Annotated in this window: 12 protein-coding genes, 2 tRNA genes and 1 other RNA gene; all 15 read left to right on the top strand. The window is 30.2% G+C overall.

All coding sequences use genetic code 11. The features are described 5' to 3' along the window. Positions 1-31 precede the first annotated feature (31 nt). The 15 genes from ACY3JM_RS06775 (at position 32) to ACY3JM_RS06705 (ending at position 15,419) form a co-directional block, all read left to right on the top strand. Positions 32-106 (top strand) — tRNA-Ile (locus ACY3JM_RS06775). Positions 107-735: 629 nt separating this feature from the next. Then, positions 736-811 (top strand) — tRNA-Val (locus tag ACY3JM_RS06770). Between the two features lie 615 nt (positions 812-1,426). Further along, the gene (locus ACY3JM_RS06765) at positions 1,427-3,283 is read left to right on the top strand and encodes a glycoside hydrolase family 127 protein (protein ID WP_463081979.1); all 1,857 of its coding nucleotides are present in this window, start codon (positions 1,427-1,429) and stop codon (positions 3,281-3,283) included. Positions 3,284-3,337: 54 nt separating this feature from the next. Next, a complete protein-coding gene (locus ACY3JM_RS06760) occupies positions 3,338-4,054 on the top strand; it encodes a zinc ribbon domain-containing protein (protein ID WP_463081981.1) in 717 nt (238 codons plus the stop codon). A gap of 315 nt (positions 4,055-4,369) precedes the next feature. After that, an RNA gene (gene rnpB, locus ACY3JM_RS06755) (RNase P RNA component class A) lies at positions 4,370-4,738 on the top strand. 170 nt (positions 4,739-4,908) lie between these two features. Next, positions 4,909-5,349, top strand: a complete 441-nt coding sequence (mraZ, locus tag ACY3JM_RS06750; RefSeq protein WP_463081982.1) for a division/cell wall cluster transcriptional repressor MraZ — start codon at positions 4,909-4,911, stop codon at positions 5,347-5,349. After that, positions 5,337-6,230, top strand: coding sequence for a 16S rRNA (cytosine(1402)-N(4))-methyltransferase RsmH (gene rsmH, locus ACY3JM_RS06745; protein WP_463081983.1), 894 nt, complete (start codon positions 5,337-5,339; stop codon positions 6,228-6,230). Before mraZ ends, rsmH begins: the two co-directional genes overlap by 13 nt. Beyond that, on the top strand, positions 6,227-6,532 hold the full coding sequence (locus tag ACY3JM_RS06740) for a hypothetical protein (RefSeq protein WP_463081984.1): 306 nt from the start codon (positions 6,227-6,229) through the stop codon (positions 6,530-6,532). Before rsmH ends, ACY3JM_RS06740 begins: the two co-directional genes overlap by 4 nt. Before the next feature lie 21 nt (positions 6,533-6,553). Continuing rightward, positions 6,554-8,107, top strand: coding sequence for a peptidoglycan D,D-transpeptidase FtsI family protein (locus ACY3JM_RS06735; RefSeq protein ID WP_463111182.1), 1,554 nt, complete (start codon positions 6,554-6,556; stop codon positions 8,105-8,107). Next, the gene (locus tag ACY3JM_RS06730) at positions 8,104-9,594 is read left to right on the top strand and encodes a UDP-N-acetylmuramoyl-L-alanyl-D-glutamate--2,6-diaminopimelate ligase (protein ID WP_463111181.1); all 1,491 of its coding nucleotides are present in this window, start codon (positions 8,104-8,106) and stop codon (positions 9,592-9,594) included. The genes ACY3JM_RS06735 and ACY3JM_RS06730 overlap by 4 nt, the downstream gene beginning before the upstream one ends. After that, complete coding sequence (locus ACY3JM_RS06725; RefSeq protein ID WP_463081987.1) at positions 9,584-10,981, top strand: UDP-N-acetylmuramoyl-tripeptide--D-alanyl-D-alanine ligase; 1,398 nt, start codon at positions 9,584-9,586, stop codon at positions 10,979-10,981. Before ACY3JM_RS06730 ends, ACY3JM_RS06725 begins: the two co-directional genes overlap by 11 nt. Beyond that, a complete protein-coding gene (mraY, locus tag ACY3JM_RS06720; RefSeq protein WP_463081988.1) occupies positions 10,978-11,916 on the top strand; it encodes a phospho-N-acetylmuramoyl-pentapeptide-transferase in 939 nt (312 codons plus the stop codon). Before ACY3JM_RS06725 ends, mraY begins: the two co-directional genes overlap by 4 nt. Beyond that, entirely contained in the window at positions 11,901-13,271 is a 1,371-nt protein-coding gene (gene murD, locus ACY3JM_RS06715) for a UDP-N-acetylmuramoyl-L-alanine--D-glutamate ligase (protein WP_463081989.1), read from the top strand. The genes mraY and murD overlap by 16 nt, the downstream gene beginning before the upstream one ends. Continuing rightward, positions 13,258-14,343, top strand: a complete 1,086-nt coding sequence (locus ACY3JM_RS06710) for an FtsW/RodA/SpoVE family cell cycle protein (RefSeq protein ID WP_463111180.1) — start codon at positions 13,258-13,260, stop codon at positions 14,341-14,343. The genes murD and ACY3JM_RS06710 overlap by 14 nt, the downstream gene beginning before the upstream one ends. Further along, on the top strand, positions 14,340-15,419 hold the full coding sequence (locus ACY3JM_RS06705; RefSeq protein WP_463111179.1) for a UDP-N-acetylglucosamine--N-acetylmuramyl-(pentapeptide) pyrophosphoryl-undecaprenol N-acetylglucosamine transferase: 1,080 nt from the start codon (positions 14,340-14,342) through the stop codon (positions 15,417-15,419). The genes ACY3JM_RS06710 and ACY3JM_RS06705 overlap by 4 nt, the downstream gene beginning before the upstream one ends. Positions 15,420-15,421: the final 2 nt, after the last annotated feature.

Below are 15,421 nucleotides of genomic sequence, written 5' to 3'. Positions count from 1 at the left end.
AAAGAATATAATATAATTTACGTTGAAAGTTGGGCCCGTAGCTCAACGGCAGAGCAGCCGGCTCATAACCGGTTGGTTCTAGGTTCGAATCCTGGCGGGCCCACCATTTTTTATATAACTTTCATCATAAATCCTTATAACTCCTTAAAGTCTATATGAATTTTTTAATTTAACCTATTTGACTTTAGTTAATGGATGAAAGGAAAGAAGAAGATCAAAATATTCTTTTTGTAAAATACTTTAATTAGTAAAAGAGTTTTAAAGGAAAACCCAATTTTAACCTCTAAAAAGGGAGGCAAACCTTAATCCCATGGCGATATGTTTATCTTTTAATCTTTGGCTATTTTAAACTTTACATAAATTTTTCCATAAGAGAGATCTATGAATATATCATTATAAGTTTCAAAAAGTTGTAAAGGAGATTTTACATGAGTTAATTAAGAAAGTTGGGAAAATATTTTTTCAAAGAAAAGAAGTAAGATAGAAAGGGTTAATATTTGATGGGACTGGATTTGGTTGTAGAAAAGTATGTATTTGAGTGACTTTGTGGGACATCTTAAAAAAAACTTTCATTACATGTTATAAATAATCTTATATTATTTGGGATATATGGGAGAATGAGAAAAATGATAGGACATTTGGGGATTTTAATACTATATTTTAGAATTTACCGAAGGTCTCTTCATAGTTATTGACAAAAATTTCTTTTTGTATTACTTTATCATTAGCAAGCTTGGGCGGATAGCTCAGTGGTTAGAGCGCCTGCTTCACACGCAGGAGGTCGTAGGTTCAAATCCTGCTCCGCCCACCATTTTTAATTAATATTGACCCAAATCTGATCCATATTTTCTATTCTTAATTTTTTATATATTAGAATGAGTAGAAAGAAGTTAAAAAATACCGTATTTGTTGGTTTCATGGGTAATGGAAGTGTAGGAATTATAATTTCTACAAAGAGTTAAAAATAAACTTAAAGATTTGATAAAAATGTGCCTGAAATAAATAAAGAAAATAGTGATACAGATAATGACTATTAAAGCGAAAACATATTTTTCTATAGGTAAAACAATTTGAATTGAAAGACTTATTAGATAAAATCAAAGCTGTTCTTAATTAAGAAGACCCATTATTTCTTTTATAAGAGCAGTAACGATTGTGAACATAGAAAAAATATCTAAAAATAAAAGTTTCAAAGTTAACTCATACTAAAATATCAGATATAGATGAGGACATGTGATTTTAAATCATATATATGGAATAGCTAAGCTTTTCTTAGAAAAAAAGAGTTCTTTTAGTGAGATCATAGAAAGGTTACCTGAAGTTTTTTAATCCTCTTTTTGACAAGACTTTGGAAAAACGTAAAATAATTAAAGAGAAAACTAATAAAATTTTCCAAATATATTAATAATATAAGGTGGGCGAAAAGATGAATAGAAGTTTTGTAATTGATACTACAAAGAGTCCATATGCGAAATTAAAGACAATACCTATATCCTCTGTAAAGGTATCTGGTTTTTGGGGGAAAAGAATAATAATACTACACGATGTTACCTTACCAGAGCAATATAGACTATTAGAAGAGACACAAAGATTGTACAACTTTAGAAGAGCAGTGGGAAAAGTAGAAAGGGACTATTTTGGCTTTTTCTTTAATGATACAGATGTATATAAATGGCAAGAAGCAGTATCATTTTCCTTTGCATCTTATGGAAGAGATGAAAATTTAGAAAAGATATTAGATCAAACCATAGAGGAAGTAGCAGAAACCCAAGATGAAGATGGATATTTAGATACCTACTTTACCTTTGAAAGAAAAAAGGACAGATGGACAAACCTAAAAGACATGCATGAACTATATTGTGCAGGACATTTAATACAAGCAGGAATAGCGCATCACAGAACATCGGGAAAAGATACTTTGTTAAACATTGCAAAAAGATTTGCAGACCATATAGACCATGTATTTGGGCCAGGCAAAAAAGAAGGCACATGTGGACATCCCGAGATAGAGATGGCACTTGTAGAACTATACAGAGAGACAGGAGATAAAAGATACTTAAATCTTGCAAAATTCTTTATAGATGAAAGAGGAAAAGGACTAATAGGCGGAGAAACATATCACATAGACCACAAATCATTCAGAGAACTCACTGAAATTGTGGGGCATGCAGTAAGAGCCTTATATCTAAACTGTGGGGCTACAGATCTCTATTTAGAGACAGGAGAAAAAGAGCTAATGGAAGCGTTAGAAAGATTATGGAAAAATTTTGTAGAAAAGAAGATGTATATAACAGGAGGTGCAGGAGCAAGACATGAAGGAGAAGCCTTTGGAGAAGAGTACGAACTACCAAATGATACAGCATATGCAGAGACATGTGCAGCAATAGGAAGTTTCATGTGGAATTTTAGGATGCTACTTGCAAAAGGAGAAGGAAGATTTGCAGATATAATGGAACAAACATTATACAATGGATTACTATCAGGAATATCTCTAAATGGTAAAGAATACTTTTATGTAAACCCATTAGAAAACAATGGAGAACACATAAGAAAGCCATGGTTTGCATGTGCCTGTTGTCCACCAAACATAGCAAGATTAATAGCATCAATACCGGGATATTTTTATACTACATCAGAAGAAGGAATATGGGTTCATTTATATGGAGAGAATGAAGCCCAAATTCCATGGAGAGATAAGGAGGTAAGGCTCATAGAAAAGACTAATTATCCGTGGGAAGGGAATATAGAATTTGAAATAAAAACAGAAGGAGAATACAAAATCTTTTTAAGGATACCGAGCTGGGCAAAAGGCTACACGATAAAGATAAATGGAAATCATTTAAATACAAAGGAAATAAGAAATGGATATATAGAAATAGAGAATCAATGGAAAGAAGGGGACAAAATAAATTTAAGATTACCCATGGAGATAGAAATAATAGAGAGTCATCCAAAGGTAAAAGACAATATAGGGAAAGTAGCGATAAAGAGGGGACCAATAGTTTACTGTATGGAGCAGGTTGACAATTCATGGGGTGATCCAAGATACATGGAAATTTCTGAGTATAATTTAAAAGCAGAGCTATCAGAGATTCTTGGAGGGATAGTTACGATAAAAGGCAAGGGAAAGATTATAAACAGTAGAATTTGGGAGAGCAATTTATATTTACCGAAGGAAGAAGTAGAAAAAAACAAAAAAGAGGTAGAATTTATAGCCATACCGTATTATGCATGGGCAAATAGAGAAAAAGGTCCTATGACAGTTTGGATAAGAAAAGGATAGATTATAATAAAATGATATACTTTATATAAATAAAAAAAATTTTAGGGAGAAGGTATGAGGAGAGAAATAATACCAAGTTTACTAGAAATCCAAGAATTAATATTACAACTAAGAGATTATGAAAAAAGGCTTAAAAATTTGGAATTAGAATTTGAAAACTATCTCAATGAAAATCTTAAGTTGATTAATGACAAAGAGGAAGAGTTAAGAAAGATCATTGATGATTTTAAGTTAATTAGAGATCAGCAAAAGGAAAAGGAAGATAAGGTTGTAATATATAGGGAAAAACTATCTCAGGAGGAAAAAAGAAGCTTAACTTTAAAAAATCCTAAAGAGGTGATGCATATTGAAAAGGAAATTGAAAATCTAAAGAAACAAATTAATAATCTTGAAGATGAAATATTAAATTTAATGATTCAGTCAGAAGAAATAGATTTAAGGAAAAAACATGTAAGTTTAGAATTACAAAAAATGAGAGAAGAGTTTGAAAACAATAAGAAAATATTAGAAAATGAGATAAATTTAGTTAAAGATGAGATAAGGAACTTATCTGATAATATTTCTGAAAAAAGGTCTAAGATACCTGAGCAAGATTTGATTGAGTTTGACAATTTATTAAAATCTAAAAATAGTAGAGCAATTGCCAGAGTTATAAATAAAGAAATATGTGAAGGCTGCAGACTTTCGATACCTAAAGCTGTTTTAGAAAAGGTTAAAAAAGGTGATATTGTAAATTGTCCAAATTGTGGTAGAATTTTATGGTTGGAATAATATTATTAAGGTAGGAAATTTATGGAATTAATATTATTATTACTTTTTGCAATCTTGATATTGTATATAGGTGATAGAGTTATTAAATATTTAACAACTCCTCGATGTCCTAATTGTGGTAAAGTTTTGAATGTACATTACAAATTAATCAAAGCTCCAACAACTATTGAGGATGGAATAGAAGAAAAGACTTTATACTGTGAATGCGGATACGAAAGGAAAGTAACATATAAAGTTCCTTACTGGAAAATAGTTAGGAAAGAAGGACTTAGAGGTTTTGAAGTTGTACCTTGGACTAAGTTGTATGAGGGGGAAGAAGTAGACCAGGCAACCGCGGAATCGAAAGATTCCGAGGAAAGTCCGAACACCACAGGGCAGGGTGCTGGGTAATACCCAGTCAGGGTAACCTGAAGGATAGTGTCACAGAAAACAGACCGCCCATATAAGGTTAATGAAAATTCTTATATGGGTAAGGGTGAAAAGGTGAGGTAAGAGCTCACCAGCAGGAAGGGTGACCTTCCTGGCTTGACAAACCCCACCCGGTGCAAGGCCAAATAGGAGGGGTTGAGGTGGCCCGCTGACCCTCGGGTTGGCCGCTTGAGGTAAGGAGTAATCCTTACCCTAGATAGATGGTTGCCGCCCCTAAAAAGGGGAACAGAATTCGGCTTATGGTCTGCTTCTTCCCTCTTAGTGTTTATTAAACAAAACTTGAACAAAAGTTAGGCATTAATTTAACCAGTTTTAATAAACCCTTATTACATCATATTTAACTCTTATTTCTATTTGTTAAGGATTACATTGTATAATTGTGTAAAAAGGTGGTAAAAAGTGGAAATCTTGTGGGGGATATTAAATTGTTTTGTGGGGAATATCATTATTCTTTAGATGAGAAAGGGAGGATAGTTATACCTACAGTTTTTAGACAAGTATTAGGAGATACTTTTTATATAACAAGAGGCTTTGAAAAATGTTTAAACATTTATACTATTGTGGATTGGAATAATTTCTCAGAGATAATAAGTAGTTTTTCTCCTACGGATGATTATATAAGAAGATTATGTAGGTTTTGGTTTTCAGGCTCTGTACAAGTTACAACAGATAAGTTGGGCAGGATTCTTATTCCCTCTTTTCTTATCGAATATGCCCAACTAAATAGAGATGTGGTGATTGTAGGGGCTGGTAGACATATAGAGATTTGGGCAGAGGAAAAGTGGAAAGAAATTAATAAAGAAGAAGATTTGATTAATAATATGAACGAAATAAATGAAAAGATAAAGGACTTATGGAAGAGATAGAAATTATACATAAGCCAGTTATGCTAGATAAAGTTTTATATTACCTTAAGGTAACACCTGGAAAAATCTACATTGATGCTACTTGTGGACTTGGGGGACATAGTAGTGCCATATTGAGAGAATTAAATAGATCAGGGTTACTGATAGGTATAGATAGAGACATAGAAAGTTTAGAAATAGCTAAAAATAGGTTGAAAATTTATGGAGATAATTTTGTACTTTTTAATACAACGTTTGATAGAATTCCAGAAGTTTTAGAAAAGCTAAGTATAGCTAAAGTTGATGGTATCTTATTTGATCTTGGTTTCTCATCATATCATATAGAGAAAAGCAAGAGAGGTTTTTCCTTTCAAAGGCCTGAGGAACCTTTGGATATGAGATTTTCTAAAGATGACTCTTTAACAGCTGAATATATTTTGAATAATTTTTCTGAAGAGGAACTTGCAGAAATTTTTTACAAATATGGTGAGGAACCCAATGCCTACAAAATAGCAAGGAAAATAGTAGAAAGAAGAAAAATAAAACCCTTAAAATATGTGGGAGATTTGTTAGAAGTTATAGGGAAAAATATCCAAAATTATAAAAAGCATCCTGCAACCCGTATATTTCAAGCATTGAGAATAGCTGTAAATAGAGAATTAGATCTTTTAGAAAGGTCTTTAGAAATTACATCTCATATTCTTAATCCACAAGGAAGAATTGTAGTTATAACCTACCATTCCTTGGAAGATAGAATTGTAAAAAATTTTTTAAAGAACAACAGAGATAAATTTGAAATTATTACTAAAAAGCCAGTAGTACCCTCAAAAGAAGAGATTGAAAATAATAAGAGGGCAAGGAGTGCAAAGTTGAGAGTGGGGGAAAGGAGGGTGGAAAGTTGAAACAATTTTTAGTAATTATATTGTTTTTTTTAGTGTTTTTAAGTACAGTTTTTTTAAATGTAAAAGTTTCAGCTCTTAAAAGTGAAATAGCAAAAATAAACAGAGAAATAGATAACTTAGAAAAAGAAAAAGTATACTTGGAAACAAAGATTCAATCATCTTTAAGTATTAAAAATATAGAAACTAAGGCTCAAAAATTAGGTTTAACTTATCCTAAAAATGTGGTAGAAATAAAAGTTTATAATGGTAGCGTGGCAGAGGTAATAAGGGAGAAGTATTATGCAGCTTCTTTAGAACAATAAATATGGTAATATAAATTGTTTATGAATATTATAAGAGCACGAATATTCTTAACTTTTTGGATTATAATAATTTTTTTCATTGAAATATTTATCATTATACTCCAGTTAGGAGGGGGTATATCTTACTCTCAAACAAGGACAAAAGACAGGGGGATTATATTAGATAGGAATGGGGAAGAGATTGTATTTAATGTTAAAAGGAAATCTTTAGCTATTAATCCTAAAGGCATTGAAAGTAAAGAGAGAAAAAAAATAATATCCATACTTTCCAATAATCTTAAACTTTCTTCAGATGAACTTTACAAAAAGATAGATCTTCCATATGAATTTGTTTGGATTAAAAGAATGCTCTCTGATGAAGATGTCAAAAGAATAGAAAAATATGTTGATAATAAAAAGATTATTTTAATAGATGAACCTTATAGGACTTATCCTATAGGAATAGGAATTTCAAATCTTATTGGTTTTGTCGGAGTTGATAACCAAGGACTATCGGGATTAGAGGCATATTTTGATTCTTATTTAAGAAATGGATATAGTATTTATCTTACTATAGATAAAAATCTTCAAGAGCTTTTGACTATGTATTTAAGAGAATACATGAAAGAGTATAATGCAGATAATGCTTTTGGTGGAATTATGGATTTAAATACAGGAGAAATTATTGCCCTAACTACTCTTCCTGAAATTGATTTAAGTAGAAATCTTGATGAAATAATAGAACAGAATAATAGATTTAGAAATCTTTTAAATACTGTTTTAGAACCTGGATCTCTCTTTAAAGTAGTTACAACTGCTATTGCCTTAGAAGAAAAATTGGTAGATGTAAATTTTTCTGTTTATTGTAAAGGAGAAGAAATAATTGACGGTTATAAAGTAAGATGTACAGAGCATCATGGATTAGTAAATATAGAAGATGCTTTAGTTAGATCCTGTAATATATATTTTTATTATTTAGCAAAAAAAATACCTGCATCTATCTGGGAAAAATATTTTAAACTCTTAGGGTTAGATTCTGATATACCGTTAGATGTGAAGATATTTTCTGGAGATACAATTTTACCTGATGTTAAAAGTAGTATTGTTATGCATGGTACGTTAGGTTTTGGACATGGTATTGGTATGACACCTTTGAAAATGTTATGGACTCTTAGTTTTGTAGGAAATGATGGGTTTTTAGTAAAACCTAAACTAATCAAAAAGATAGAAAATAATGGTAAAACTATATATACGTCTAAATCAGAAATATACAGACAAGTTTTTTCTAAAGATACATCTCTGCAGACATTAAATTATATGTTTCAAGTGGTAAAAAGAGGAACGGCAAATATCCTAGCTGATTTAAATTATAAAATAGCTGGAAAAACAGGAACTGCTCAAGTTTCCGGTAAATTTGGATATACATCTTATTATAATCACTTTTTCTTAGGTTATCTCTTTTTAGATGATAAAAAATATTGTATTCTTGTTATGTTAGATAAGCCAAAGAAAGGTAGGTTTGCAAGAGAAACAGTAGTACCTATATTTGGTGAGATTGTTAATAAACTCTCTATATATGGGAGGTTAATAAATTGAAAAATTTGCAGGATATATTAGGTTATCTTAAAGAAGAAATAATTGATATTATGGGAAGTACTTCTCTATATATTGAAGGTATTAGTGTAGATTCAAGAAAGGTTAAAAATGATTATGTATTTTTTGCTTTGCCTGGAACTAAAGATGATGGGAAAAAATATATTGATCATGCAATATCAAATGGTGCTAAAGTAATCTTTTACAATGGTGATTTAAATTATGCAATAAAAGATGGTATAACTTATATTAAAGTAAATGATATATTCAAAGTTCTTGGGATTTTTTCTTCTTCTTTTTATGATTTTCCAAATAAACATTTAAAGATATTTGGAGTTACGGGTACTAATGGAAAGACTACTACTGCGAATTTAATCTACCATTATTGGAAATCAAAAGGTAAAAAATCAGGCCTTATAGGTACTATAGATTATAGAATAGATGATGAGATCTATCCTTCCAATTTTACAACCCCACAGCCTCATGAACTACAGGAACTTCTAAGGAAGATGGTAGATAAAGAAATAGAATATGTTTCTATGGAAGTATCATCTCATGCTTTAGCTCTTAAGAGAATTGAAGGATTAGAATTCAAAGGTGTTATATTTACCAACCTAACTCAAGATCACTTAGATTTTCATAAAACTATGGAAGAGTATTTTAATTCAAAGATGAAAATCTTTGATTATTTAGAGCAGGATGGCTTTGGAATTATAAATAAAGATAATGAATGGACAGGAAAAATAAATCTAAAACATAAAAAAATTTATTGGGTGTCTCTATATGATGAGAAAGCGGATATAGTCCTTAAAAAAGTTTTTGTAGATAAAAAAGGAATGTTCATAGAAGCTATTACTCCTAAAGGTCAAATAGAATTATCTACCAAGTTAAGAGGAAAATTTAATATTTATAATCTTCTTTTTGCGGTAGGTTTATTAATAGCAAGTGGTGAAAACTTAGATGATATTGGTAAATATTTAGCTACTTTTAAAGGGGTAAAGGGAAGATTAGAGTTTATAGAAGAGGGGCAAAATTTTGATGTGATTGTTGATTATGCTCATACACCAGATGGATTACTGAATGTTCTTGAGACAATTAAGGAGTTTACTAAAGGGAGGATAATTGTGGTATTTGGATGTGGTGGAGATAGAGATCCTACAAAGAGAGATAAAATGGGTGAAATATCTGCTAAATTATCTGATTATGTGATAATAACTTCGGATAATCCAAGAACTGAGGATCCTTTAAAAATCATTAGGGACATAGAGGCAGGAGTCAAAAGAGTTGGTTTTAGAAATTATGAGATTATAGAAAATAGAGAAGAAGCAATAAAAAAAGCCATAGAAATAGCAAAAGAAAACGATACTGTGCTAATTGCAGGTAAAGGACATGAAAACTATCAGATTATAGGAACTCAGAAATATCCATTTAGTGATCAAGAAGTAGCAAGAAAATATATAAAGGGGCGCTTATCAGGGCATGAAGATTAATCTTACTGTAGAAGAAATGCTAAAAGCTACAAAGGGAATCCTAATTAAAGGGAATTTGAAAGACGTAGTAAATAGTGTCTCTATAGATTCGAGAACAATTAAACCTGAAGATCTATTTATACCTTTAAAAGGAGAGAAATTTGATGGACATGATTTTATAAACGATGCAATAAGAAAAGGTGCAAAAGGCTTCATCTTTAGTAGGGATTTGGAGATTCCAGTGGAAGAAGTAATTGTTATAAAGGTAAAAGATACTCTTATAGCCTTACAAAATTTAGCAAATTATTATAGGAAAAAGATTAAGGCAAAGGTTATCGGAGTTACAGGTAGTAGCGGTAAGACTACTACTAAAAATTTAATTGGTGAATTGTTAAGTAAGATAGGAAAAGTTAATATAAGTAGAGAAAATTATAATAATGAAATTGGAGTTTCACTAACTATATTGGAAACGGAAATAGATACGAATTTCTTAGTTTTAGAAATGGCTATGAGAGGTAAAGGACAGATTAGAGAATTAAGTAAAATTGCAGAACCTGATGTAGGAATCATAACCAATATAGGTTGGGCTCATATTGGAATTTTAGGTTCTAGAGAAGCGATTATGGAGGCAAAAGCTGAGATTTTTGATTATATTAATGATCAAGGTTATGCAATTTTAAATAGAGATGATGACTTAAGTATGCGGATTTTTGAAAATTTAAAATTAAATAAATATACCTTCGGGTTTAGTGAGGATAGTAATATAAGAGGAAAAATTTTGGATAAATTAGATGATAAAGTAAGAATGTCTATAGGTTTTCCAGATAAATCAGAGATTGAGATCTTACTACATTTATATCCATTAAACATATATAGAAATGTCCTTTCTGCTTTTGGAGTATTGTGGATATTTTCTCCCAAATCTGTAAATAATTTTTCTTTTGTCAATTATGATTTGTCATTACCCAAACAGAGGTTGAACACTAAAATTACATATAAAGGGATTAAAATTATTGATGATACATATAACGCAAATCCTGATTCTGTTAAAACAGCAATTGAGTACTTAGATATATTGCCTTCATCTGGTAGGAAAGTCCTATTATTAGGGGATATGTTAGAACTTGGGGAATATAGCATTTCTGCACATAAAGAAGTAATAAAACATGCTATAGATAAGGATTTTTATTATTTATTATTTTATGGCGAAGAGTTTAGTAAGGCTATTGATGATATGAAAGCTGAATTAAAAGATATTTTTGATTCTAAAATTTTTTATACGAAAGATGAAAGAGAGATAAAGGGTTTTTTAAGAAAAATTTTGAGACCTTATGACATTATTTTAATTAAAGGTTCAAGGGCTATGAAAATGGAAAATTTCGTTAAGTTCATTGAGGAGGAAATATGAAAGAACTATTATTTTTCAGTATTGTATCTTTCATATTTTCATGGTTTTTTTTAAATTACTGGATTAAACTTCAAAAGAATAAACAAATAGGCAAATATATTAGAAAAGAAGGACCTTCATCTCATTTTTCTAAATCAGGAACTCCTATAATGGGAGGATTAATTTTTATAATTATTTCATTACCCTTTTTGTTTATAAAAGAAACCTTTTTTATCTCTTTATCCACCATACTTTTCGGATTATTAGGACTTATAGATGATTTAAAACTACTCAGAAATAAAGATTATGGAATAAGACCTCTTAAAAAAATATTTCTATCTTTTGCTTTAACCTTGATACTGCTCTTTGCTTATGGTTTATTTTTTACTACAGATTATAAGATAAGTTGGGGCTCATACACTCTATTTAACTCAAGAATTATTTACTTTATATTATTTTTTTGCCTCTTTATCGCAGTACCTAATGCAGTTAATTTGACTGATGGTCTTGACGGACTAGCAGGTGGGACTACTTTAATTACTTTTTTAACCTTTTTAATTTATAAGTTTTCTTATACTTCCTTACAAATAAGCATATATATAGGTGTTATTATAGCATCTATCTTAGCCTTTCTTTGGTACAATATGCATCCTGCTGAAATATTTATGGGAGATGTGGGTGCTTTTTCCTTAGGAGGAGCAATTTCTGCCTTAGCTGTAACAAAAAAGGTAGAACTTTTAATGATCTTTTTAGGAGGTATTTTTTTAATAGAATCTTTGTCCGTCTTTATACAAGTATTCTTTTATAAATGGAAAAGGAAAAGAATCTTTTTGATGAGTCCTCTCCATCATCACTTTGAGTTAAAAGGATGGAAAGAAACAAAGATAGTAGCAAGATTTAATATAATTCATATCATTATGATTGTAGGAGGAATTATTTTATGGATGTTAATTTAAATTTTAAAAAAGCTTTAGTTTTAGGGCTTGGTATAAGTGGTTTGAAGATTGCAGAATTTTTAAAAAATGAAGGCATAGATGTAATTGTAAATGATTATAAAAAAGAAGATAGTTTTAAAGATGTGATCCCTTTGCTTAAGGAAAAAGATATAGATTTCTTCTTTGGAGATCATCCGGTAGAACTTTTACAAGATATTGATTTATTAGTGTTAAGTCCTGGTATCCCGAAAACAAATCCTATTTATCAAGAAGCTATAAAAAGAAACTTAAAAATTGTTGGAGAAATAGAACTTGCTTATTGGTTTGCAAAGGTGCCTATTATTGCTGTGACTGGAACCAAGGGAAAATCAACAACTACTACTTTAATAGGGGAGATCTTAAATGGAGCAAAGATAGATAATGTGGTGGCTGGTAATATAGGCTTACCATTTATAAGTGTTGTAAAAGATCTTGATAAAGGTTATTTTGTATTAGAAGTAAGCAGTTTTCAGTTAGAAGATATTGAGAGTTTCAGACCTTACATATCGGTTTTTACAAATATTTATCCTGATCATTTAGATAGATATGGTAGTATGAATGAATATATAGAAGCAAAAGAAAGAATTTTTATGAATCAACAAGAAGAAGATTTCGCTATTTTAAATTATGATCAAGATATTATTAGAGAAGTAGCCAAAAAGTACCCCGTAAATAAACTATACTTTAGTGAAAACCCAATTAAAGAGTACGGCATATATTTCGATAAAAATAAACTTATTTATCATACAGAGAACAAAAATGGTTTTATGAATCCCTCTCCTAATGGGTTATGGAATAGTATTTTACTAAAGAATTTTATGGCTGCATCTTTAGTAGGATTGATTCTTGGTATAGATGAAAAAGTTATTGAAGATGTGGGAAATAGGTTTAAGGGAATACCTTTTGCTTTGGAAAAAGTAGATACCGTAAATGGAAGAGTATTTATTAATGATTCAAAGGCTACTAATCCAATTTCAACTATATTGGCTATAAAAAGTATTAATGCAAGTATCGTATTAATATTGGGTGGAAGAAATAAAAATTTTGATTTTACTGAGCTTTTTGAAAGTATAAAACAAAATGGCAATGTAAAGCATGTAGTTCTTATTGGAGAAACTAAAAATATAATGAGAGATTTAGCTAAATCTTATAATATATCATATGAGGAAGCAAATACATTAGAGGAAGCTGTTAAAAAGGCTTATTATTTATCAGATTTTGGTGATGTAGTATTACTTTCTCCTGCTTGTGCAAGTTTCGATATGTTTGAGAATTATAAAGAGCGAGGTAAAGCTTTTAATAAGATAGTTGAGAGATTAAAAAATGAAAAGATATGATAGAATGATATTTATTTTATCATTGCTACTTTCCCTTATTGGGCTTCCAGTAATTCATACAGCGAGCTGGAAGTGGGCAAGTATTTCGCTCAATAACCCTTCTTATTTTTCTAAACACCAATTGATTTATTTACCTTTAAGTATTGGAATTGCATTTTTTGTATCTATAATCCCAATAAATTTTTGGAAAAAGTTTTCTTTTCCTTTCTTAATATTAGGTTTTTTAGGATTAATATTAGTTTTTATACCACCTTTTGGGAAAGTCTCAAGAAATGTTGCACGTTGGATTGAAATAGGGCCTATTCAGATTCAACCAATAGAGATAATGAGGTTTACATGGATTATTTTTCTTGCTCAATTTTTATCTTTAAATAAGGATAAAAAATTAGAAAACATAAGGTTAATATGGATAATGTTTTTTTTATTTTTAATAGCTTTTCTTCTATATCTTCAACCTAATGTGAGTATGCTAGTATTATTTTCTCTTTCAACCTTTATAATCCTCTTTATTTCTAATATGGATTATAAACAAACCACGTTTCTGGCTTTAATCTTGATCCTTTTTATTGGTATCTCAATATTAACTGGTGACTATAGGAAGCAGAGAATAGTTATGAGTGGATCAATTTTCCCCCTTTTTTCCACTTATCAGCAAAGTCAAGCTTTAAATGCAATAAAAGATGGAGGATTATTTGGAAAGGGTTGGGGTAGAGGTAGCTTGAAATTTTATATTCCAGAAGCATATAATGATTTCTTGTTACCAGTAATCTTTGAGGAAGGAGGATTAGTAGCTGGTACTTTTATTATTTTTATTTATGTTTTGTTAGTTTTAACTATATTTTATTTATCTTTAAATATTTCGAAAAAAGATCTTTTTAGTGGGTTATTAAGTATGGGAATATTAGTTTTTTGGAGTATTGAAATTATTTTAAATATATTAATGAATATAGGTCTTTTACCTGTTATGGGTTTACCATTACCTTTTTTAAGCTTTGGGGGTTCTGCTCTAATAGTTAATTGGGCTCAAGTAGGATTATTAATGAAACTTGGAAGTATGGGTGATAGAAAATGATTAGTTTAGTTTTTGCTGCTGGAGGAACAGGTGGGCATGTGATACCAGCCATTAATATGGCCGATTTTATTATTAGTAAAGCACCCCATTGGAAAATTATCTTTATAGGAAGAGAAAATAGTTTAGAAGAAAGACTTATAGTTGGGAAATATCAATTTTATGGTCTTCCACTTAATAGAAGTACAGAATTAAAATCTATAAAGTTTTTATCCTCGGTGAAAAAAAGTATACATATTTTAAATGAAATAAAACCTGATCTTTTAATAGTATTTGGAAGCTATATTACAGTTCCAGTTTTGATCTCTGCTATTATTAGAAGATATCCTTTTTGGCTTCATGAGCAAAATGTTATTCCAGGAAGAGTAACTAAATTGTTTACCCCCTTTTCAACAGGTGTAGCAGTTACTTTTTCTGACACAAAAAAATATTTGGGAGATAGATCAAAAATTTTTGTAACTGGTAATTTTATAAAAACTGAATTATTGACTTTAGATAAAGAGAATTGTAAAAAAGAATTAGGGTTTCAAACAGATAGAAAACTTCTTCTGATTACTGGAGGAAGTCAGGGGGCAAGGATGATAAATATGGTAGTAAAAGAGATTATTCCTCAGCTTTTAGAGAATGGTTGGCAGGTACTTCATCAAATAGGTGAAAAAAATTATGTAGAATTTGTAAAAGATATTCCCCTTGAAGAATGGGTCGACAAGGGATATAATCCTGTTCCTTTCATAAAAAATATGGAGATTGCAATAAGGGCATCAGATCTTGCTATAAGTAGGGCTGGTGCTACAACCATTTCTCAGTTTTTGGTAGCAGGTTTGCCTGCCATATATATTCCTTATCCATATGCGAAAGATAATCACCAAATATATAATGCAGAATTTGTAGTTAAGAGGGGAGGGGGAGAGATAATTTTTGAAAAGGATCTTAATCATGATCTACTTTTTAAACATATTATGAATTGGGATGATAATAGGCTATTAGAAGCTTCTAGTGCTTGTATTTCAATTTCTAATCCTTATGGTAGAGAATATTTTTGGAATTTGATTTTAGAGACATTAGAAGGGAGGAACTAAAT

It is taken from the genome of Dictyoglomus sp. SSW (assembly GCF_055181335.1).
Note: the sequence above shows the minus strand (reverse complement) of the source record. Positions and strands in the feature narration are given on the sequence as shown.